Below are 18,112 nucleotides of genomic sequence, written 5' to 3'. Positions count from 1 at the left end.
ACCATGAAAAAATTTCTGATGTCCCCTCTCACGCTGGCGCGGCAGCACCGCGTGGCCTCGGCCCTGCTGTTCCTGCTGGTGTTTCCCTTCCTCATGCCCTACGACGCGCTGTCGGTCAACATCCTGATCTTCGGCCTCTACGCGGTGGGCTTCAACCTGCTGTTCGGCTACACCGGCATGCTGTCCTTCGGCCACGCGGCCTTCCTGGGTGTCGGCTCCTATCTCGCGGGCATCGCGGTGGTGCACGCCGGCTGGCCCTGGTGGGCGGCGATCCTGGCGGGCGTGGCCTCGTCCTGCGGGGTGGGGCTGGTGATCGGTTTCCTGGCCATCCGCACGCGCGGCATCTATTTCTCCATGGTGACGCTGGCGCTGGGCCAGATCGTCTACTACGCCTTCTACAAGGCCGACCGCTGGACCGGCGGCGAGAACGGCCTGCGCGGCGTGAAAGTGGAGTTCATCGAGCTGCCGGGCATTTCGATCAACTTTCTCGACCCGCTCAACAAGTACTACGTGATCTACGCCTTCGTGGCGCTGGCCCTGTGGTTCCTCTCGCGCGTGCTGAGCTCGCCCTTCGGCGCCGTGATCGAGGCCATCCGCGAGAACGAGAAGCGCGCCGCCGCCTGCGGCTACGACGTGGCACGTGCCAAGCTGCTGGTCTTCGTGCTCTCGGCCGGCATCTGCGGCCTGGCGGGCACGCTGCGCGCGCTGCACCTGTCCATCGTGCCGATCGACTCGCTGCACTACCTGCAGTCGGGCCAGGCCGTGATGATGTGCCTGCTGGGCGGCATGGGCACCTTCTTCGGTCCCTTCGTCGGCGCCGCCGTCTTCCTCTACCTGGAGGATGTGATCACCAACCTCACGCGCTACTGGATGGGGGTGGTGGGCCTGGTCTTCATGGTCTTCGTGCTGTTCTTCCCCAAGGGCCTGTGGGGCACGCTGCTGCACCGGCTGGAGCGCTGGCAGCGCAGCCAGGGAGGTGCTGTATGAGTGATACCCCTATCCTCGAAGTGCGCCACGCTTCGCGTTTTTATGGCAAGTTCAAGGCGCTCAGCGATGTGAGCGTGTCCTTCCGCGCCGGCGAGCTGACGGCCATCATCGGGCCCAACGGCGCCGGCAAGAGCACATTCTTCAACGTGATCAGCGGCGGCGTGCCGCCCAGCGCGGGGCAGGTGCTGTTCCAGGGGCAGGACATCACGGGCATCGCCCCGCACGAGTTCGCCCGCCTCGGCATTGCCAAGAGCTTCCAGATCACCAACGTCTTCAAGCACCTGAGCGCCCACGAGAACGTGCGGGTGGCGCTGCAGATGCAGACCACGCGCTTCCAGCTGCTGCGCCCGCGCCAGCATTACGTCGAACTCATCGAGCGCGCCGATGCCCTGCTGGCGCGCGTGGGCCTGCAGGCCTGCCGCGACAAGCTCGCCGGTGACCTGGCCCATGGCCAGCAGCGCTCGCTGGAAGTGGCCATGGCCCTGGCTTGCGAGCCCAGGCTGCTGCTGATGGACGAGCCCACCGCTGGCATGTCGCCCGAGGAGACGCTGGTGATGATGGCGCTGATCCGCCAGCTCGCGCAGGAACGCACCGTGATCCTGGTCGAGCACAAGATGAAGATGGTCATGGGCCTGTGCAGCCGGCTCATCGTGCTGCACCACGGCGAGCTGCTGGTGGATGGCACGCCCGAGGAGATCCGCAACAACGCCGAGGTCAGGCGCGTCTACCTGGGCCAGGGTTAAGGAAGATCATGCTGAAAGTCCAACAACTCAACGCCTGGTACGACCACAGCCATGTGATCCAGGGCCTGGATTTCGAGGTGCGTGCCGGCGAGATCGTCACGCTCATGGGGCGCAACGGCGCCGGCAAGACCAGCACGCTGCGCACCATCATGGGTCTGGTCGGCAAGTGCCGCGGCCAGGTTGTCTTCGACGGCCAGGACCTGCTGGGCCAGCCGCCGCACGTGCGCTTCCACCACGGTCTGGCCTATGTGCCCGAGGAGCGGCGTATCGTGCCGGGCCTGACCGTGCTGGAGAATCTGCAGCTCGGCCTGCTGGCCAGCCCGCGCCGCGGCGAGATGACCGCCATGATCGACGAGATCGCCGAGACCTTCCCGCGCCTGAAGGAGCGCCTGCACCAGGAGGGCACCTCGCTTTCCGGCGGCGAGCAGCAGATGCTGGCGATCGCCCGCGCCATGATGGCCAGGCCGCGCATGATCCTGCTGGACGAACCCTCCGAGGGCATCATGCCGCTGCTGGTGCACGAGATGTTCCAGCTCTTCGTCCGCATGAAACAGGCCGGCACCACCATCCTGCTGGTGGAGCAGAACGTGGAGCGCTCGCTCTCGATCTCCGACCGCGCCTACATCCTGGACCAGGGCCGGATCGTGCACCAGGGCGACGCCGGCGAGCTGCTGCGGAACGCCGAGATCCAGGAACGCTACTGCGCGGTCTGAGAGGCTGAGAGCAAATTGCCCATGGCCGCTCATCCCCCGCAAACACCCCCACTCGGCGTTGCAAATGCTCGCCGTAGCCCGAGCTATGGCTGTGCTTTGCGCCTTGATCGGGGGCGTTTGCAGGGTCTGCTCGACCACGGTCAATTCACTCTCGGCCTCTGAGCCGGCCGCAGGTCGGGGCAGGGTGGGACTGAGATAATCCCCCCCATGGAAATACTCGCCTTTCTGATCGACTTCATCCTGCACGTGGACAAGCACCTGGAGGCTTTCGTGCAGAGTTACGGCGCCTGGGTCTACGCGCTGCTCTTTCTCATCATCTTCGTCGAGACCGGCGTGGTGGTCATGCCCTTCCTGCCGGGCGACTCGCTGCTCTTCGTGGTGGGGGCCATGTGCGGCGTGGGGCTGATGAGCTACCCTCTGTCGGTGGGGCTGCTGTTTGCCGCCGCGGTGCTGGGCAACCAGAGCAATTACACGATCGGGCGCTACTTCGGCCCCAAAGTCTTCCAGTGGGAGGACTCGCGCTTTTTCAACAAACGGGCCTTCGACCAGGCGCATGCCTTCTACGAGAAGTACGGCGGCATCACCATCGTGGCGGCGCGTTTCATGCCCTTCCTGCGCACCTTTGCACCCTTTGTGGCCGGCGTGGCCGAGATGACACGTGCCAAGTTCCTGTTTTACGACGTACTGGGTGGCGTCCTGTGGGTGGGTGGCATCATCACCATTGGCTATTTCTTCGGCAACATCCCCTTTGTGAAATTGCATCTGGACAAGATCATCTGGGCCATGATCCTGATACCCGGCCTCGTCGTGCTCTACGGCGCCTGGAAGGCCCATCGCAAGTCGCGCAGCGCCTGAGCATTCGCGCGGTGGGGTGGATGAATGACCAGCTTGCCGGCAGTGGCCGGCTGTGTGCATCATTGGGTCAGTTCAGGCCGGCTGCCACGATGCCGGTCGTCAGCAGGAAGGTGCAGACATGCCACGCAAGAAAGCCGACACAGACAGCCACCGCCGCCACGAGACGCCCAGCATGAAGGCGGTGCCCGAGGCTGAGGAAGTGCTGGTGGGCCTGGTGCTCAAGCGTCCTGGCGGCTACTACTGGAGCCTGACGGATGGCGGGCGCGAATTCGGCCCTTACGACAGCTTCGAGGAGGCCCAGGCCGATATGGAGGCTGCGGCCGACCTGGAAGCCCCGGAGCCCGGCGAGAGCCTGCAGGAGGCCGAGAGCGAGCTGGGCATCGCCGACTGGATCGACCCTGAAACCGGCGAACCCGCCGAGGGATTGTCGCCCCCGCATCTGGACAACGACTGAATGTGCGAATAAATCTACTGCGCGGGCCGATGGCGGCGTTGCGCAGTGCTCATTCCCTCGCCTATCGTTTCGATATGTCTCGGTCATTGCGCGCTGGGCGCCTTGCCCTCGGCCCGCTCGCTACGATTTCTTCACACATTCAGGACCCCAGTCGTCAGAACCTGGCGAACACGCCCCAGGGCGAGTGGGTCAGCGCCACCGAGACCATGAAACCGTAGCAGGCCAGCGCGCCGATGTAGCACAGCGCCCTGGCCTCCCGCTGGCGCGCGTATTTGAGCGTCAGCATGCCCAGCCCGATGTAGAGCAGCAGCACGGCCAGCTTGATCTGCAGCCAGTGCGTGACCAGGGGGTTGAGACGCAGCTCCCACAGCAGCCTCAGGGCCGCGGCGAGCAGGCCGGTGTCGACGATGGCGCTGAGCCGGCCCAGCATGGGGTGCAGGGGCCAGCGCTGGCGGGCCAGCACGGCGGCGCCGCGCACCGCGAACAGGGCGCCGCTGCTGAAGGCCAGGCCCATGTGCAGATGGCGCAGGGCGGGGTAGTGGACGATCCAATCCATGCGTGCAGGCGGCTGCGGTGCTAGACGCTGCGGTTGCGCGCCAGCGGCGGGTTCTTGGCGAAGTAGCCCTCGATGCCACGCATCAGCGCGTCGGCCAGTTGCTTCTGGTAACGCTCGCTGTTGAGCTTGGCTTCTTCTTCGGGGTTGCTGATGAAGGCGGCTTCCACCAGCACGCTGGGGATGTCGGGGGCCTTGAGCACGGCAAAACCGGCCTGCTCCACGCGGGGCTTGTGCAGCTTGCCCACCCGGCCGATCTCCTGCAGCAGGGTGCCGCCGAGCTGCAGGCTGTCCTTGATCTGCGCGCTGGTGCTCATGTCCAGCAGGGCGCGTTGCACCTGGGCGTCCTTGGCCTGCACGTTGATGCCGCCGATCTGGTCGGCCTTGTTTTCCTTGGCCGCCATCCAGCGTGCGGCGCTCGACGAGGCCCCGCCGTGGCTCAGCGCGAACACGCTGGCGCCCTGCGGGCGCGGGGTGTAGAAAGCGTCGGCGTGGATGCTCACGAACAGATCGGCCTGCACCTGGCGTGCTTTCTGCACGCGCACATGCAGGGGCACGAAGAAGTCGCCTTCGCGTGTGAGGTAGGCGCGCAGGGTATGGCCGTTGATGCTGCTGCTGTTGATGCGGTCGCGCAGGTGGTGCGCCAGGCGCAGCACCACGTCCTTCTCGCGTGTGCCGTTGCGGCCGATGGCGCCCGGGTCCTCGCCGCCGTGGCCGGGGTCGAGCGCGATGATGATGAGGCGGTCGGTCTGGTTGCCGACGCCGCCGCGCGCGGGCAGGGCGGGCACCGGGGGGGTGTCGGCGTGGCGCGCGATCAGATCGCCCAGCGGATCAACCGCCGAAGCGGGCGGGCGGGCCACCTGGGGTCCCAGATGCCGGGCGATCAGCTGGGCCAGGGGGTCGGGCGGGGTGGTGGGGTAGAGGTCGAAGACCAGGCGGTGCTGGTAGGGCTCGATGGGCTTGAGCGTGAAGACCTGGGGTTTGATGGCCTGCTTGAGATCGATCACCAGGCGCACCACACCCGGTGCGTACTGCCCCACGCGGATGCCGGCGATGTTGGGGTCCTCGGGCAGCACCTTGGCCACCAGCTCGCGCAGGGCCGGGTTGAGCTCGATCCCCTCGATGTCCACGGCCAGGCGTGGCGGCTGTCCGATGAAGGTCTGCCTGGCCTTGAGCGCGGTGTCCGATTCCAGCGTGACGCGTGAGTAGTCCTCGGCCGGCCAGACCCGCACGGCCACGATGGCCGCGCCGTGCGCGATATGGGCACGGCCCAGCAGCAGCACCAGGGTGCCGGTCTGCAGCAGTTCGCGCCGCTGGATCATGCCTGCACCTCGCGCAGGCCCTGCAGCAGCGCGGCACCCGTGGGCGTGCGTGCCGTCAATGTGGCCAGGCGTGATTCGTCGGCCTGCACCTGCAGCTCGACGGCGAGGTCCGCTACAGGCAGCAGGCCGGCGGCCTTCTCGGGCCATTCAGCCAGCTTGAGGCCGGGGCTGGCGAAGAGGTCGCGAAAGCCCGCGTCCTCCCATTCGCGCGGGTCGCTGAAGCGGTAGAAGTCGAAGTGCCAGATGTTCAACACCGTTCGCCCTGAGCTTGCCGAAGGGCGGCTCCCGGCTTCGACAGGCTCGGCCGGAACGGGGACAAGAACCTCATACGGCTCGACCACGGCATAGGTGGGGCTCTTGATGCGGCCCGGCACGCCCAGGGCCCGCAGCAGGTGGCGCACCAGGGTGGTCTTGCCGGCGCCCAGGCTGCCCTGCAGTTCGATCAGGGCGTTGCGCAGGGACGGCTGCGCCGCCAGCACGGCGGCCAGGGCCTGCGTGGCGGACTCGTCAGGCAGGACGCGGGTTTCTACAATGGCTTCGTGACGTTCAGCAGCAGTCAATTCATTTCCCGGATACGGGCCTGGGCCCGTGAACTCGGATTTTCCCAAATCGGCGTGGCCGGTGTCGATTTGTCGTCCGCAGAAGAGGGTTTGCGCGCCTGGTTGTCGCGTGGTTTCCACGGTGAGATGGCTTATATGGCCACCCACGGTCTTAAACGCGCCCGCCCGGCCGAACTGGTGCCGGGCACGGTGAGCGTGATCACCGTGCGCATGGACTACCTGCCGGCGAGCAGGCCCGAGGGCTGGCAGGCCATCGAGTTCGAGCGCCTGCAGCGCCCCAGGGAGGGCGTCGTCTCGCTCTACGCCCGGGGCCGCGACTACCACAAGGTCCTGCGCGCGCGCCTGCAGCAGCTGGCCGAGCGCATGGCCACTGAGACCGGGCCCTTCGGCCACCGCGTTTTCACCGACTCGGCCCCGGTGCTGGAAGCGGAACTTGCCGCGCGCAGCGGCCAGGGCTGGCGCGGCAAGCATACCCTGGTGCTCAACCGCGAAGCGGGCTCCATGTTCTTCCTGGGCGAGATCTATGTGGACATCGCCCTGCCGGCCAGCGAGCCCACCAGCAACCATTGCGGCAGCTGCGAGGCCTGCATCACGGTCTGCCCCACCCAGGCCATCCTGGGCCCGGGCCGGCTCGATGCGCGGCGTTGCATCTCCTACCTGACCATCGAGCACGCCGGCCCCATCCCGGTGGAACTTCGCCCGCTGATGGGCAACCGCATCTACGGCTGCGACGACTGCCAGCTCATCTGCCCCTGGAACAAGTACGCGCAGCGCAGTCCCCTGCCGGACTTCACGCCGCGTCCCGGCATGGGCGGGGGCGATCTGCTGGAGCTGCTGGCCTGGAGCGAGGCCGAGTTCCTGCGCCGCACCGAAGGCAGCCCGATCCGGCGCATCGGCCATGAGCGCTGGGTGCGCAACATCGTGGTGGCTCTGGGAAATGCCTTGCGCACGGCGCATGACCCTGCGATAGTCGTGGCACTGCAGCGGCAGCTGGAGCAGGGCAGCGCCCTGGTGCGAGAACACGCGGCCTGGGCCCTGGCCCAGCAGCCGCAACCGCAGGCCCCCGCTTGAGTGACGGAGTCGGAACATGACCATGCAATACACCTACGTCTCGCCCCAGTTGCCGGAAAACAAGATGCGCATGTACCCGACGAAGGTGATCAACATCATCGGCGGGCCAGGCTGCGAAAAGTCGCTGTTCACTGCCGCCATCATCCTGTACCTGCACCTGCACCACAAGACGGTGGAACTGATACCGGACTACGCCAAATCGCTGGTGTGGCAAAAAGACTACGAGGCCCTGCGCAACCAGTACAAGATCGCGCAGGAGCAGTTCCACATGCTGGAGCTGCTCGACGGCCAGGTGCAGTTCCTGGTCGGCGAATGCTCGCTGCCGCAGGTCCTCTACTACAACGAGTTCTATCCCGACAACATCTGCGACACGGGCAAGACCCGCAAGCAGATCCTGGACTGGTACAAGCAGCACAACAACATCAACATCATGGTGGAGCGCGGCGAGCGCAAGTACATTCGCACCGGACGTTTTCAGGACGAGGAACAGGCCAGGGAAGTGGACCGCGGCATGCGCGCCCTCTTGCGCCGCGAGGGCATTGCATTCACGCCACTCAAGCCCGACCTGGAGGCCATTCACGCCTTCATGGCCGAACAGCTCAAGTCCTGAGCACGCCCAGCGCGAACGACAGGCTCACCACGCCCAGCAGGGTGGACAGGGTGACCAGGCCGGCCACATAAGCCCCGTCGTAGCCCATGCGCGCGGCCAGCACATAACAGCTGGAGGCCGTGGGCAGGGCCGAGAAGGCCAGCAGGATGGTGGTCTGCACCGGCGACAGGCCGAAGGCCCGGGACAGGCCCAGGGCGACCAGCGGCAGCAGCAGGTGCTTGATGGCCAGCACGGCCACGGTCAGCGCCTTGCCCCGGCCCAGGCTGGAGAAACGCAGGCCGGCGCCCGCCGCCATCAGGCCCAGCGCCAGCGAGGCGCCGCCGATGCGGCTGAGTGTGGGATCGGCCCAGACCGGGACCCGGAAACCCAGCACATTGGCGATCAGCCCCGACACGGTGGCGACGATCAGCGGGTTGCGCAGCAGCTCGCGGCCCACGCTGCGTTGCGCGTGGCGCGCCATGGGCCAGACCGCGCCCACGTTGAACAGCGGCACACAGAAGCCGATCAGCACCGCCAGCAGCAGCAGGCCTTCGGGGCCGGCCAGGCGGTCCGCCAGGGCCAGGCCGATGAAGGAGTTGAAGCGGAAGGCCACCTGTGCGCTGGCCGCGTGCAGGCGTGCGTCGACGTGGCGGCCGATGAGGGGCAGGAAGGGCAGGGCATAGGACAGGGCGATGCCGATGACGCCCATGGTCAGCGCGGCGCCGATCAGGCTGGAGGCAGCACCCAGGTCCAGCGGGCTGCGCACGATGCTGTGGAACAGCAGCACCGGGAAGAGAAAGTAATAGACCAGGATCTCGACCTGGTCCCAGACCGGGCGGTTCAGCGCCGTGTAGCGGCAGACCAGATAACCGCACAGGATCAGGGAGAAATCGGGGAAGAGCAACTGGGCGTAGTTCACAGGGCAAGAATACCAGCGAAGCCCGCCCCGAGGGTGCCTGCAGGGGCCATCACGTACGTGGATACCCGACTAACCTCCGGCCCCTGGCGGGCCTAGAATCCACCATCCCTTACTGGTTCAGGAGACCCTCACCATGTTGCGACGCGCTCTCTTCGCTTTCAGCCTGCTGGCAGCCGCCGGCTCCGCTATGGCCCAGGCTTACCCCCACAAGCCCATCAAGCTGCAGGTGCCCTTCGCACCCGGTGGCACCACCGACATCATCGCGCGTGTCATCGCCGAACCCCTGGGCAAGGCCCTGGGCCAGTCGGTCGTGGTGGAGAACAAGGCGGGCGGCGGCGGTGTGGTGGGCGCCAATGAGACCGCCAAGGCGACGCCCGATGGCTATTCCCTGGGCATGGCCACTGTCTCGACCACGGCCGCCAACCCGGCCATCAACCCGAAGATCCCGTACAACCCGATGGCGGACTTCACGCCCATCATCAACATCGCGGCCACGCCCAACGTGATCGCGGTGCACCCCGGCTTCCCGGCCAAGGACTACAAGGGCTTCATTGCCGAACTGAAGAAATCGCCCGGCAAGTACTCCTATGCCACCTCGGGCACCGGCGGCATCGGCCACCTGCAGACCGAGCTCTACAAGAGCCAGACCAAGACCTTCATCACCCACATTCCCTACCGCGGCGCGGGCCCGGCGCTCAACGACACGGTGGCGGGCCAGGTGCCCATCATCTTTGACAACCTGCCCTCGGCCCTGCCCTTCATCCAGTCCGGCCGTCTGACAGCCATCGTGGTCGCCGCGCCGCAGCGCCTGGCCGTGCTGCCCAATGTGCCCACCTTCAAGGAAGTGGGCCTGGAGCCGGTGAACCGCATGGCCTACTACGGCATCTATGGCCCCAAGGGCCTGCCCAAGGAGGTCGTGGACAAGATCAACGCCGGCGTGCGCAAGGCGCTGGAAGACCCGGCCGTGCGCAAGCGCATCGAGGACACCGGCTCCCTGATCGTGGCCAATTCGCCTGCCGAGTTCGCTGCCCAGATGAAAGCCGAGTACGAGGTCTACAAGAAGGTGGTGGAAACCGCCAAGCTGCGCCTCGACTGAGCGCGTGCCGCCGGGCATGGACGATACATCCATCGATGCCTTCGTCGATGCCCTGTGGCTGGAGGAGGGCCTGTCGCGCAACACGCTGACAGCCTACCGCCGCGATCTCACGCTTTACGCCCGCTGGCTCACGGCCCGCGGGCGTACGCTTCTGGAAAGCACCGAGCCCGATATCAACGCCTATTTCTCGGCCCGGCACGCGGCCACGCGCGCCACCACGGCCAACCGCCGCCTCACCGTCTTCAAGCGTTACTTCCGCTGGGCATTGCGCGAGCGCCGCATCAACGCCGACCCCACCCTGCGCCTGCAGGCCGCCCGGCAGGCCCTGCGCGTGCCCAAGACGCTGACCGAGGCCCAGGTGGAAGCCCTGCTGGCCGCCCCCGGCGAGAACACGCCCCTGGCCTTGCGCGACCGCACCATGCTCGAACTCATCTACGCCAGCGGCCTGCGCGTGAGCGAGCTGGTCGGGCTCAAGACCTACAACGTCAGCCTGTCCGAACATGTGCTGCGTGTCTTCGGCAAGGGCAACAAGGAACGCCTGGTGCCCTTCGGCGAGGTGGCTTCCCACTGGCTGCAGCGTTACCTCCAGGAGGCGCGCCCGGCCCTGCTGGCGGGCAAACAGACCGACGACCTCTTTGTCACCCTGCGCGGCATACGGGCCGGCGAGGCCATGAGCCGGGTGATGTTCTGGATGATCGTGAAAAAACACGCCCTGGCCGCCGGCATCACGGCGCCGCTCTCGCCGCACACCCTGCGCCACGCCTTCGCCACCCATCTGCTGAACCACGGGGCCGACCTGCGCGCCGTGCAGATGCTGCTGGGCCACGCCGACATCTCCACCACCACCATCTACACCCATGTGGCGCGCGAGCGCCTCAAGTCCCTGCATGCGCAGCATCACCCACGCGGATAAGAGCCTGTTTACGGTCTCGCAGGGGTCCCTGCGAAACCGTGAACAGGCTCTATGATCAGGCGATGATCACTGTTCACCACCTCGAAACCTCGCGCTCGCAACGCATCCTCTGGCTGCTCGAAGAACTGGGCCTGCCCTACGAACTCAAGGTCTACGCGCGTGACCCGCGCTCCCGCCTGGCCCCGCCGGAGCTCAGGCAGATCCATCCCCTGGGCAAGTCGCCCGTGATCACCGACGGCGAGGAAACCATCGCCGAGTCCGGCGCCATCATCGAGTACCTGGCCGAGCGCTATGGCGCCCAGGCCGGCGCTGAGCTGGCGCAACTGGTCCCCGGGCCGGGCACGCCGGCGCACCGCCAGTGCCGCTTCTGGATGCACTACGCCGAGGGTTCGCTGATGAACTGGCTGGTGATGAAGCTGGTTTTCATCAGCATCCCGCGCCAGCCCATGCCCTTTTTCGTGAAACCCATCGCGCGCCAGCTCTGCGCCACGGTGATCGCCAAGCTGATCGAACCCAATGTGCTGGATGCGCTGGCCTTCATGGAAAGCCACCTGTCCCGCAACACCTGGTTTGCCGGCGAGGCGCTGAGCATCGCGGATTTTCAGATGAGCTTTGCCGTGGAGGCCGCGCTCACACGCGGCACCGACATCACGCCCTACCCCCATGTGCGGGCCTTCCGCGAACGCATGAACGCCCGCCCGGCCTACCAGCGGGGGCTGCAGCGCGGCGGCCCGGTGATCGCGAAGTTCTAAGCCGAGGCCGGGTCCAGGTTCTCGGCCCAGCTCAGGGCCTGCAGGTGAGCCCAGTTGACCTGGTGGTTGGAGAGATGCAGCTGTGTGGCGGCGCGGGCAAAGGCCGCCTCGTCGGCCGACTCGCAGGCCAGCGTCAGCTCCAGGAAGGGCGCGAACATGCCCTTGCGCTGCAGCAGTGCGTCGGTCACGTGGGCCGAGAGCGAGATCGACTCCAGCGCCTGCTCCATGGGCAGGCCCAGCATGGTGTCCAGCAGCGAGAACACGCCGACCACAAAGGCGTCGTCGGCCTCCTCGGGCGGCAGCAGTTCGGCCGAGAGCAACTCCATGAGCCGGCCGCGCACCACGGCCATATTGCCCACGGCCGGCGAGGTGCCGCCCACGCGCGAGGTGGTCATCAGCAGCGCGGCCCAGCGGAACAGCTTCTGCATGCCCAGGATCATCACCGCGTGGCGGAACGAGGTGATCTCGCAGCTCAGGCCGAAACCGGCCGAGTTGATGAAACGCAGCAGGTTGAAGGACAGCGTGGGGTCGCGCTTGAGCAGTTGCTCGATCTCGCCCACCTCGGCCTGGCGCCGCACCAGGTTGATCAGCTGGATGATGTTGGCCTGGGCCGGGCGCAGGGTCTGGCCCTTGACCAGCACCGGCGTGGCGAACCAGTACCCCTGGAACAGCTTGATGCCGTGCCGCGCGGCCCGTTCATACTGCTCGGCCGTCTCCACCTTCTCGGCGATCAGCCTGGCGCCGCTGTGCTTCTCGGCAAACTTCACCAGCGGATCGATCACCTCGGGCTTGATCTGCTGCATGTCCACCTTGATGTAGCTGGCCAGGGGCAGCCAGGCGGCGTAGGGCCGGGCCAGCATGAGCTGGCTGAAGGCCAGCTTGAAGCCCTTGCGCTTCACCTCCGTCAGCATGGGCAGGCGTGCCTCGATCTCGGTCGGGCCATGGCCCGCCACCGGCGGGACTTCCAGCACCACGCGCTCGGGGTGGATCAGTTCCAGGTGCCGCCCGGCCAGGCTCTCGTGCGTGCAGTTGATGAACATGGTCTTGCGGCCCATGAGTGACTGGTGCTCGGCATGGGAGAGCACATTGAACAGCAGCTCGGCATCACTGGCGGCGGTGTGCGTGTTGGCGTCCAGCGAACGGTCGTAAAGCTCATAGCCGATGACGTTGCGCCCCTCGTCCAGGATGGCCTGGCGGGCGATGGCGGTCTGGTCGCCGGTGGCTGGCGGCGTAGAGGCTTCGGTGGGCGTGGTCATGATGGTTCTGGGTGTTTGCCGATCATTCTATTGACGTTTTCGGTGTTCACGACACCTTCCCGTTCGGGCTGAGCCTGTCGAAGCCCTCCGACAGGCTCAGCCCGAACGGATGCAACGCAACGTCACCCGTGACGACATTTTCACTCGGGCGATAATTTCGCCACCATGGAACTGCGTGCACGCTGCCTCGAACTGCTGGCCCTGGCCGACCCCGTGGCCAAGGCCGCCGGCGTGGCCGCGCTGGACCGCACGGGCCCGATCGACTGCGTCCGTGAGTTCGCCGAACCGCCCGGCGTGCCCGGCCGCAGCGAGCGCCCGCGACTGCTGCCCCATACCCGGATCAAGACCGGCTCTCTGGCCACCCCACGTGGCCATGCGGCCCTGGTGCACAGCATCGTGCACATCGAGCGCAACGCCATCGACCTGGCGTTGGACATCTGTTGGCGCTTTGCCGGCCTGCCCGAGGCCTTCTACCGCGACTGGCTGCAGGTGGCGTTTGAAGAGGCTTACCACTTCACGCTCTTGCGCAATCACCTGCTGACGCTGGGCTTCGATTACGGCGACTTTCCGGCCCACGACGGCCTGTGGTCGATGGCGGAGCGCACGCGCGGTGATTTGCTGGCCCGCGTGGCGCTGGTGCCGCGCACGCTGGAAGCCCGGGGGCTGGACGCCTCACCGGCGGTGAAGACCAAGCTCGTCTCCATCGGCGACCATCGCGCCGGGGAGATTCTGGACATCATCTTGCGGGATGAGATTGGGCATGTGGCTACCGGCAACCGGTGGTATGCGTGGGCTTGTGCTCAACGCGGTCTCGACCCCGTGCGTACCTATGCCGAGTTGACGGTGAAGTACGAGGCGCCTAAGTTGAAGAAGCCGTTCAATCTGGATGCTCGGCGGGCTGCGGGCTTCAGTGATGCTGAGCTGTCTGCGCTGCAGGCGGACTGAGCTTCTTTGCTGCGCATGCCTTGGCAGGCGTGGCAAGCCGGGTCTCGCCCCGGCGGGCGAGGTACTTTTCTTTGCTTCGCCAAAGCAAAGTACCCAAAAGAAAGGCGAGCCGGATTCGTCGTCCCTGCGCTGCGCTACGGGCACGCTGCGTTGCTCGGAATCGGCGGGAAGCGCAGAAACTCGCTGCGCTCAAACATCTGCGCTTCTTTTTCCGCCGCTCCCTGCGCTACTCGCCTCCTCATTACGGCGGGGAGTCCAAACAGCAAACAACCGAACCAGTACGTGCCATGGCGCGTACTGGTGATCGTCTCAATGGTCAAGCAGTGAGCGGTCTTGCATTTGAATTGACAGCATCCAAAAGCGATATGCTGAAACAAGTTCACTGGCCTGCGAATGGCTGCCACGCGTTGTACTCCACTTCTGTCCCATCCTTTTCTTTTCGCTTGCCTGTGACGACCTGCCATGTCTTGCCCGTGTCACCATCGAGCAGGAATGTGTGACGAACAGCGAGACCGGATGTGAATAGCTGGAATCGAGGTTTGATAGGTTGTAGGACTGGGGGGCGGTCGAATACCATCATTTCTTCCCACGCGTTATCGTCGTCGGAAGTTCTGACTAGCTGCCAAACCTTGCCTGTATAACGATCAAGTCGAAAGGTCCATCGGGCCGCGAGTGTTGACTGCATTACTTCAAATCGAGCACCTGGAGCTGTAGTCGTGAGTTGATGACTACGGATGTTGACATCAACGTCAGCAGCCATGGTCGATGAACAGAGTGCAATCAATGTGATCGAAGCGAATCGAAAGATGTTGCTCATTGATTTTCCCTTGATTGTTCTAAGTGAGTCTTATATCAATATTCCGTTTGACCGTCCAATGGCGTGTCCTTGTTGTCTCCGGTATTTGGTTCTCACGCCGTAATGAGGAGGCGAGTAGCGCAGGGCCGGGCGGATCAGGGGCGCGCATGTTTGAGCGCAGCGAGTTTGCGCGCACCCCGCCTGGGCCGAGCAACGCAGCGTGCCCGTAGCGTAGCGGAGGGTCGACGAATCCGGCTCGCCTTTCTTTTGGGTACTTTGCTTTGGCGAAGCAAAGAAAAGTACCTCGCCCGCCGGGGCGAGACCCGGCAAAGCCACGATCACAAGCCCGCTGGCACAAGTGCATCAACGGGTTGGTCGCCCCCGCTTGCTTACGCGGCGATGTCGATGTACTCGACTTGGCTGGCGCCTGCGGGTACGGGCAAACCGTCTTCGCGCAATCCTTCGAGATGGAAGGCGATGGCCTCACGGATTTCAGATTCGACCTCGGCGACGGTTGCGCCAGTCGCCACACACCCAGGCAGGTCGGGCACATAGGCTGAGTAATTTCCTTCGGCTTTTTCAATGACGATTGCGTAGCGCATAAAACCTCACTTGAGACCAGCCTGCTTGAAGATACTGTTCAGCGTACCCGACGCCAAGTCGTCGCTTGGCTTTCCAGGAACGGTGACGCGGCCAGGCTTGTTCGCGTGCTTGAACTGTCGATGACTCCCCCTTGTCGCCACCAGGCTCCAACCATCGTTTTGAAGGATGCGTAGAACCTCGCTGACTTTCATGACAAAAGGATATCAGGTATCCGTCCGCCACCAGCCCTGGGAAAATCACCCTCTTTACAATCCTCCTCAATCCCCGAAACCAGAGACGGAACAAGAAAATGGCAATCTACGAGCTGGACGGTCAAGCCCCCAAACTAGGCAAAAACGCCTACGTCGCCGACAGTGCCCAGGTCATCGGCCAGGTCACCCTGGAAGAAAATGTCAGTGTCTGGTTCGGCACCGTCATCCGCGGTGACAGCGAACACATCCACATCGGCCGCAACACCAATGTCCAGGACGCCAGCGTGCTGCACGCCGACCCCGGCGTGCCGCTGACCCTGGGCGAGAACGTGTCGGTGGGCCACCAAGTCATGCTGCACGGCTGCACCGTGGGCGACGTTCACTGATCGGCATCGGCGCCATCGTGCTGAACCACGCGAAGATCGGCCAGAACTGGTGGGGGCGGGCGCGCTCGTGACCGAGGGCAAGGAATTTCCGGATGGCTCCATGATCCTGGGCAGCCCGACCAAGGCGGTCCAGCAGCTCAGCCCAGAGCAGAACTCGTCGTTGCANTTCACTGGCACTCGTCTGCCCCTCGCTGTGCCATGCGGCGTTGCAAATGCTCGCCGGGCCTACGGGCCCGTCTGTGCTTTGCGCCTTGCCTGCCGCAGCGCTGGTCAGCCGCTTGCCGGCGATCTCACAGATTCAGTCTACTAGCCCAGGCGGCCAGCCTGGGCTAGGAGTGCGCCTGGATTGGCGCTGTTTGCACCCCGTTCGCACCTGAGAAATTAGTGTGAGCAGGCCCTGGCTCAGACTGCTTCCCCATCGATTCACAGAGCGTGTCACTTCATCCCGTTGCGCTGCGCCAGTTCCACGAACAGGCCGGACTGGTCCAGATCCCTCAGGCCGTGGTCCACGCCCTCGGCGTACAACTGCTCCAGGAGCGCCGTGATGGGTGCGGTGAAACCCATGCTGGCGGCGGTTTCCATGGCATTGCGCATGTCCTTGAGCTGCACGGTCATGTAGGCGCGCGGGGCGAAGTCGCGCTCCACCATGCGCTGGCCATGCACCTGCAGGATGCGGCTGTCGGCAAAACCGCCGCTGATGGCTTCCCTGACCTTGGTCGGGTCGGCGCCGCCTTTCTGGCACAGCAGCAGGGCTTCGGCCACGGCGCCGATGGTGATGCCCACGATCATCTGGTTGGCCAGCTTGGCCAGCTGGCCCGAGCCGCTGGGGCCCACCAGGGTGGCGCGTCCCAGTGCGGCGAAAACGGGTTTGGCCCGCTCGAAGGTGCTGGTCCGGCCGCCGGCCATGATGGCCAGGGTGCCGGCTTCGGCGCCCAGGGTGCCGCCGGAGACCGGGGCGTCCAGGTGGGTGATGCCCATGCCGCCCAGGCGTTCGGAATGTGCGCGGGCCTCGGCCGGTTTGATGGAGGACATGTCGATCAGCACGGTGCCGGGTTTCATGGCGCCGGCCACGCCGGTCTCGAACAGCAGCTGCTCGACCACGGGGCCGTGTTCCAGCATGGTGACGACGAATTCCGCACCCTGCACGGCCGCGGTGGCGGTGTCGTGCACCGAGGCGCCATGGGCGGCCAGGCCTTCGGCCTTGGCGCGCGTGCGATTCCAGACGTGCACGGTGTGGCCGGCGTCGCACAGGCGGCGTGCCATCGGGTAGCCCATCTTGCCGGTTCCCAACACGGTGATGTTCATCTTGTTACCTCCAGATATGCCAAGATAATCCTATCCCAGCGAAACCGCACCATTGTCTTTCATCCGGAGCCCTGACATGAAAAAATTCGCCCCCGCCTGGCTGGACCGCATGTACAACAACCGTGCCCTGGTGCCCGAGCATGCCATGCATTTCGCGCGCTGGGCCGACGCCTCGGAAGACGCGCGTGAAGCCCATGCCTGCCAGACCGGCATCGCCTATGGCGACGGCCCCATGGAAAAGCTGGATGTGTTTCCCAGCAACCAGCCGGGCTCACCCGTGGTGGTCTTCATCCACGGGGGCTACTGGCGCTCGCTCGACAAGTCCGAGCACTCCTTCATCGCCCCGGCCTTCAAGAACCCGGGGGGCTGCGTCTTCCTGCCCAATTACGCGCTGTGCCCGGCCGTGACCATCCCCCAGATCACGCTGCAGATGGTCCAGGCCCTGGCCTGGATCTACCGCAACGCGAAGCGGTTTGGTGGAGACCCGAGCCGCATCTATGTGGTGGGCCACTCGGCCGGCGGCCACCTGGCGGCCATGCTGCTGAGCTGCCTCTGGCCGGCTTACGGCAAGGACCTGCCGGCCGACCTGGTCAAGGGGGCCTTGTCCATCTCAGGCCTTTACGACCTGGAGCCCATCCTGCACACGCCCTTCCTCAAGGACTCGCTGCGCCTTACGCCCGAGCAGGTCCGCCTGGCCAGCCCGGCCGGGCTGCCGGCGCCCAAGAAGGGCGTGCTCTATACCGTGGCCGGCGCCGAAGAGAGCGCCGAGTTCATCCGCCACAACAGGCTGATCCAGCAGGCCTGGGGCAAGCAGGTGGTGCCGGTGTGCGAGACCATCCCCGAGCGCAACCACTTCAGCGTGCTGGAGGACCTGACCGCGCCCTGGCAGCACTTGCACCAGTTGGCGATCCGGCTGGTCTTTGGCAAGGTCTGAGTCCGACACCGGGTCCCAGGCGCATGTCCTGCACCTGGGAAAACCCGGAGGGGTCGCGGCAAAGATGCGGGCCCCCAGGGCTCTTCTGCGGCAGGCGCGCAACACTGCCGCTGCTCTTTGCGGAATCTTTCGCTGTCCTCGTCAGGGTGCTGGCTAAACTTCCCATCCG

Annotated in this window: 21 protein-coding genes and 1 pseudogene; 13 read left to right on the top strand and 9 right to left on the bottom strand. The window is 65.5% G+C overall.

Annotated features, from left to right (window positions below):
* The first annotated feature begins 3 nt into the window (after window positions 1-3).
* The 5 genes from ACYVH8_RS03765 (at window position 4) to ACYVH8_RS03745 (ending at window position 3,752) form a co-directional block, all read left to right on the top strand.
* On the top strand, window positions 4-987 hold the full coding sequence (locus ACYVH8_RS03765; protein ID WP_460487547.1) for a branched-chain amino acid ABC transporter permease: 984 nt from the start codon (window positions 4-6) through the stop codon (window positions 985-987).
* Complete coding sequence (locus ACYVH8_RS03760) at window positions 984-1,730, top strand: ABC transporter ATP-binding protein (RefSeq protein ID WP_460487546.1); 747 nt, start codon at window positions 984-986, stop codon at window positions 1,728-1,730. The genes ACYVH8_RS03765 and ACYVH8_RS03760 overlap by 4 nt, the downstream gene beginning before the upstream one ends.
* A gap of 8 nt (window positions 1,731-1,738) precedes the next feature.
* Complete coding sequence (locus ACYVH8_RS03755; protein ID WP_460487545.1) at window positions 1,739-2,443, top strand: ABC transporter ATP-binding protein; 705 nt, start codon at window positions 1,739-1,741, stop codon at window positions 2,441-2,443.
* A 207-nt stretch (window positions 2,444-2,650) separates the two neighbouring features.
* Window positions 2,651-3,298, top strand: a complete 648-nt coding sequence (locus tag ACYVH8_RS03750; RefSeq protein WP_460487544.1) for a VTT domain-containing protein — start codon at window positions 2,651-2,653, stop codon at window positions 3,296-3,298.
* Between the two features lie 118 nt (window positions 3,299-3,416).
* Complete coding sequence (locus ACYVH8_RS03745) at window positions 3,417-3,752, top strand: hypothetical protein (RefSeq protein WP_460487543.1); 336 nt, start codon at window positions 3,417-3,419, stop codon at window positions 3,750-3,752.
* 154 nt (window positions 3,753-3,906) lie between these two features.
* Here ACYVH8_RS03745 and ACYVH8_RS03740 read toward each other — a convergent pair whose 3' ends face one another.
* Genes ACYVH8_RS03740 through tsaE form a run of 3 tightly spaced genes read right to left on the bottom strand, consistent with a single transcriptional unit; the run spans window position 3,907 to window position 6,187 of the window.
* Window positions 3,907-4,308 carry a SirB2 family protein gene (locus ACYVH8_RS03740; protein ID WP_460487542.1) on the bottom strand — a complete coding sequence of 134 codons (402 nt, stop codon included), beginning with the start codon at window positions 4,306-4,308 and terminating at the stop codon, window positions 3,907-3,909.
* A 20-nt stretch (window positions 4,309-4,328) separates the two neighbouring features.
* Complete coding sequence (locus ACYVH8_RS03735) at window positions 4,329-5,627, bottom strand: N-acetylmuramoyl-L-alanine amidase (RefSeq protein ID WP_460487541.1); 1,299 nt, start codon at window positions 5,625-5,627, stop codon at window positions 4,329-4,331.
* Complete coding sequence (gene tsaE, locus ACYVH8_RS03730) at window positions 5,624-6,187, bottom strand: tRNA (adenosine(37)-N6)-threonylcarbamoyltransferase complex ATPase subunit type 1 TsaE (protein ID WP_460487540.1); 564 nt, start codon at window positions 6,185-6,187, stop codon at window positions 5,624-5,626. Before tsaE ends, ACYVH8_RS03735 begins: the two co-directional genes overlap by 4 nt.
* A 12-nt stretch (window positions 6,188-6,199) precedes the next feature.
* Between tsaE and queG the strand changes: the two genes are divergently transcribed.
* Window positions 6,200-7,258: a tRNA epoxyqueuosine(34) reductase QueG gene (gene queG / locus ACYVH8_RS03725; protein WP_460487600.1), complete on the top strand. Its 1,059-nt coding sequence runs from the start codon at window positions 6,200-6,202 to the stop codon at window positions 7,256-7,258.
* 16 nt (window positions 7,259-7,274) lie between these two features.
* Window positions 7,275-7,868: a hypothetical protein gene (locus ACYVH8_RS03720; protein ID WP_460487539.1), complete on the top strand. Its 594-nt coding sequence runs from the start codon at window positions 7,275-7,277 to the stop codon at window positions 7,866-7,868.
* Here the strand turns inward: ACYVH8_RS03720 and ACYVH8_RS03715 are convergent.
* Window positions 7,858-8,766: an AEC family transporter gene (locus ACYVH8_RS03715; RefSeq protein ID WP_460487538.1), complete on the bottom strand. Its 909-nt coding sequence runs from the start codon at window positions 8,764-8,766 to the stop codon at window positions 7,858-7,860. The genes ACYVH8_RS03720 and ACYVH8_RS03715 overlap by 11 nt on opposite strands.
* Before the next feature lie 133 nt (window positions 8,767-8,899).
* Between ACYVH8_RS03715 and ACYVH8_RS03710 the strand changes: the two genes are divergently transcribed.
* The 3 genes from ACYVH8_RS03710 to ACYVH8_RS03700 all read left to right on the top strand — a co-directional run bounded on the left by ACYVH8_RS03710 (window position 8,900) and on the right by ACYVH8_RS03700 (window position 11,527).
* Window positions 8,900-9,862: a tripartite tricarboxylate transporter substrate binding protein BugE gene (locus tag ACYVH8_RS03710; protein WP_460487537.1), complete on the top strand. Its 963-nt coding sequence runs from the start codon at window positions 8,900-8,902 to the stop codon at window positions 9,860-9,862.
* Between the two features lie 16 nt (window positions 9,863-9,878).
* Window positions 9,879-10,775: a site-specific tyrosine recombinase XerD gene (gene xerD / locus ACYVH8_RS03705; RefSeq protein ID WP_460487536.1), complete on the top strand. Its 897-nt coding sequence runs from the start codon at window positions 9,879-9,881 to the stop codon at window positions 10,773-10,775.
* 62 nt (window positions 10,776-10,837) lie between these two features.
* Entirely contained in the window at window positions 10,838-11,527 is a 690-nt protein-coding gene (locus tag ACYVH8_RS03700; protein WP_460487535.1) for a glutathione S-transferase family protein, read from the top strand.
* Here ACYVH8_RS03700 and ACYVH8_RS03695 read toward each other — a convergent pair.
* Window positions 11,524-12,783, bottom strand: coding sequence for an EAL and HDOD domain-containing protein (locus ACYVH8_RS03695; RefSeq protein ID WP_460487534.1), 1,260 nt, complete (start codon window positions 12,781-12,783; stop codon window positions 11,524-11,526). The genes ACYVH8_RS03700 and ACYVH8_RS03695 overlap by 4 nt on opposite strands.
* Before the next feature lie 165 nt (window positions 12,784-12,948).
* Here ACYVH8_RS03695 and ACYVH8_RS03690 point away from each other — a divergent pair, with 165 nt between their 5' ends.
* Window positions 12,949-13,728 (top strand): ferritin-like domain-containing protein, encoded by a 780-nt coding sequence (locus tag ACYVH8_RS03690; RefSeq protein ID WP_460487533.1) that lies wholly within the window; start codon window positions 12,949-12,951, stop codon window positions 13,726-13,728.
* Between the two features lie 379 nt (window positions 13,729-14,107).
* Here ACYVH8_RS03690 and ACYVH8_RS03685 read toward each other — a convergent pair whose 3' ends face one another.
* The 3 genes from ACYVH8_RS03685 to ACYVH8_RS03675 all read right to left on the bottom strand — a co-directional run bounded on the left by ACYVH8_RS03685 (window position 14,108) and on the right by ACYVH8_RS03675 (window position 15,318).
* On the bottom strand, window positions 14,108-14,545 hold the full coding sequence (locus ACYVH8_RS03685) for a hypothetical protein (protein ID WP_460487532.1): 438 nt from the start codon (window positions 14,543-14,545) through the stop codon (window positions 14,108-14,110).
* Between the two features lie 368 nt (window positions 14,546-14,913).
* Entirely contained in the window at window positions 14,914-15,126 is a 213-nt protein-coding gene (locus ACYVH8_RS03680) for a type II toxin-antitoxin system HicB family antitoxin (RefSeq protein ID WP_460487531.1), read from the bottom strand.
* A gap of 6 nt (window positions 15,127-15,132) precedes the next feature.
* Complete coding sequence (locus tag ACYVH8_RS03675) at window positions 15,133-15,318, bottom strand: type II toxin-antitoxin system HicA family toxin (RefSeq protein WP_460487530.1); 186 nt, start codon at window positions 15,316-15,318, stop codon at window positions 15,133-15,135.
* Between the two features lie 98 nt (window positions 15,319-15,416).
* Here ACYVH8_RS03675 and ACYVH8_RS03670 point away from each other — a divergent pair.
* Window positions 15,417-15,867 (top strand): annotated as a pseudogene (locus ACYVH8_RS03670) (gamma carbonic anhydrase family protein); the annotation flags it as partial.
* 272 nt (window positions 15,868-16,139) lie between these two features.
* Here ACYVH8_RS03670 and ACYVH8_RS03665 read toward each other — a convergent pair.
* A complete protein-coding gene (locus ACYVH8_RS03665; protein ID WP_460487529.1) occupies window positions 16,140-17,009 on the bottom strand; it encodes an NAD(P)-dependent oxidoreductase in 870 nt (289 codons plus the stop codon).
* A 76-nt stretch (window positions 17,010-17,085) separates the two neighbouring features.
* Between ACYVH8_RS03665 and ACYVH8_RS03660 the strand changes: the two genes are divergently transcribed.
* On the top strand, window positions 17,086-17,943 hold the full coding sequence (locus tag ACYVH8_RS03660; protein WP_460487528.1) for an alpha/beta hydrolase: 858 nt from the start codon (window positions 17,086-17,088) through the stop codon (window positions 17,941-17,943).
* The last annotated feature ends 169 nt before the right edge of the window (window positions 17,944-18,112 follow it).

Source organism: Curvibacter fontanus, from assembly GCF_054780335.1.
This window is presented reverse-complemented; position numbering and strand designations above follow the sequence as displayed.

What these genes read in the sequence shown, in the direction of transcription:
- ACYVH8_RS03765 (WP_460487547.1), top strand. Translation starts at nt 4, where the DNA reads ATGAAAAAATTTCTGATGTCCCCTCTCACGCTGGCGCGGCAGCACCGC.
- ACYVH8_RS03760 (WP_460487546.1), top strand. Translation starts at nt 984, where the DNA reads ATGAGTGATACCCCTATCCTCGAAGTGCGCCACGCTTCGCGTTTTTAT.
- ACYVH8_RS03755 (WP_460487545.1), top strand. Translation starts at nt 1,739, where the DNA reads ATGCTGAAAGTCCAACAACTCAACGCCTGGTACGACCACAGCCATGTG.
- ACYVH8_RS03750 (WP_460487544.1), top strand. Translation starts at nt 2,651, where the DNA reads ATGGAAATACTCGCCTTTCTGATCGACTTCATCCTGCACGTGGACAAG.
- ACYVH8_RS03745 (WP_460487543.1), top strand. Translation starts at nt 3,417, where the DNA reads ATGCCACGCAAGAAAGCCGACACAGACAGCCACCGCCGCCACGAGACG.
- ACYVH8_RS03740 (WP_460487542.1), bottom strand. Translation starts at nt 4,308, where the DNA reads ATGGATTGGATCGTCCACTACCCCGCCCTGCGCCATCTGCACATGGGC.
- ACYVH8_RS03735 (WP_460487541.1), bottom strand. Translation starts at nt 5,627, where the DNA reads ATGATCCAGCGGCGCGAACTGCTGCAGACCGGCACCCTGGTGCTGCTG.
- ACYVH8_RS03720 (WP_460487539.1), top strand. Translation starts at nt 7,275, where the DNA reads ATGACCATGCAATACACCTACGTCTCGCCCCAGTTGCCGGAAAACAAG.
- ACYVH8_RS03710 (WP_460487537.1), top strand. Translation starts at nt 8,900, where the DNA reads ATGTTGCGACGCGCTCTCTTCGCTTTCAGCCTGCTGGCAGCCGCCGGC.
- xerD (WP_460487536.1), top strand. Translation starts at nt 9,879, where the DNA reads ATGGACGATACATCCATCGATGCCTTCGTCGATGCCCTGTGGCTGGAG.
- ACYVH8_RS03700 (WP_460487535.1), top strand. Translation starts at nt 10,838, where the DNA reads ATGATCACTGTTCACCACCTCGAAACCTCGCGCTCGCAACGCATCCTC.
- ACYVH8_RS03695 (WP_460487534.1), bottom strand. Translation starts at nt 12,783, where the DNA reads ATGACCACGCCCACCGAAGCCTCTACGCCGCCAGCCACCGGCGACCAG.
- ACYVH8_RS03690 (WP_460487533.1), top strand. Translation starts at nt 12,949, where the DNA reads ATGGAACTGCGTGCACGCTGCCTCGAACTGCTGGCCCTGGCCGACCCC.
- ACYVH8_RS03685 (WP_460487532.1), bottom strand. Translation starts at nt 14,545, where the DNA reads ATGAGCAACATCTTTCGATTCGCTTCGATCACATTGATTGCACTCTGT.
- ACYVH8_RS03680 (WP_460487531.1), bottom strand. Translation starts at nt 15,126, where the DNA reads ATGCGCTACGCAATCGTCATTGAAAAAGCCGAAGGAAATTACTCAGCC.
- ACYVH8_RS03675 (WP_460487530.1), bottom strand. Translation starts at nt 15,318, where the DNA reads ATGAAAGTCAGCGAGGTTCTACGCATCCTTCAAAACGATGGTTGGAGC.
- ACYVH8_RS03665 (WP_460487529.1), bottom strand. Translation starts at nt 17,009, where the DNA reads ATGAACATCACCGTGTTGGGAACCGGCAAGATGGGCTACCCGATGGCA.
- ACYVH8_RS03660 (WP_460487528.1), top strand. Translation starts at nt 17,086, where the DNA reads ATGAAAAAATTCGCCCCCGCCTGGCTGGACCGCATGTACAACAACCGT.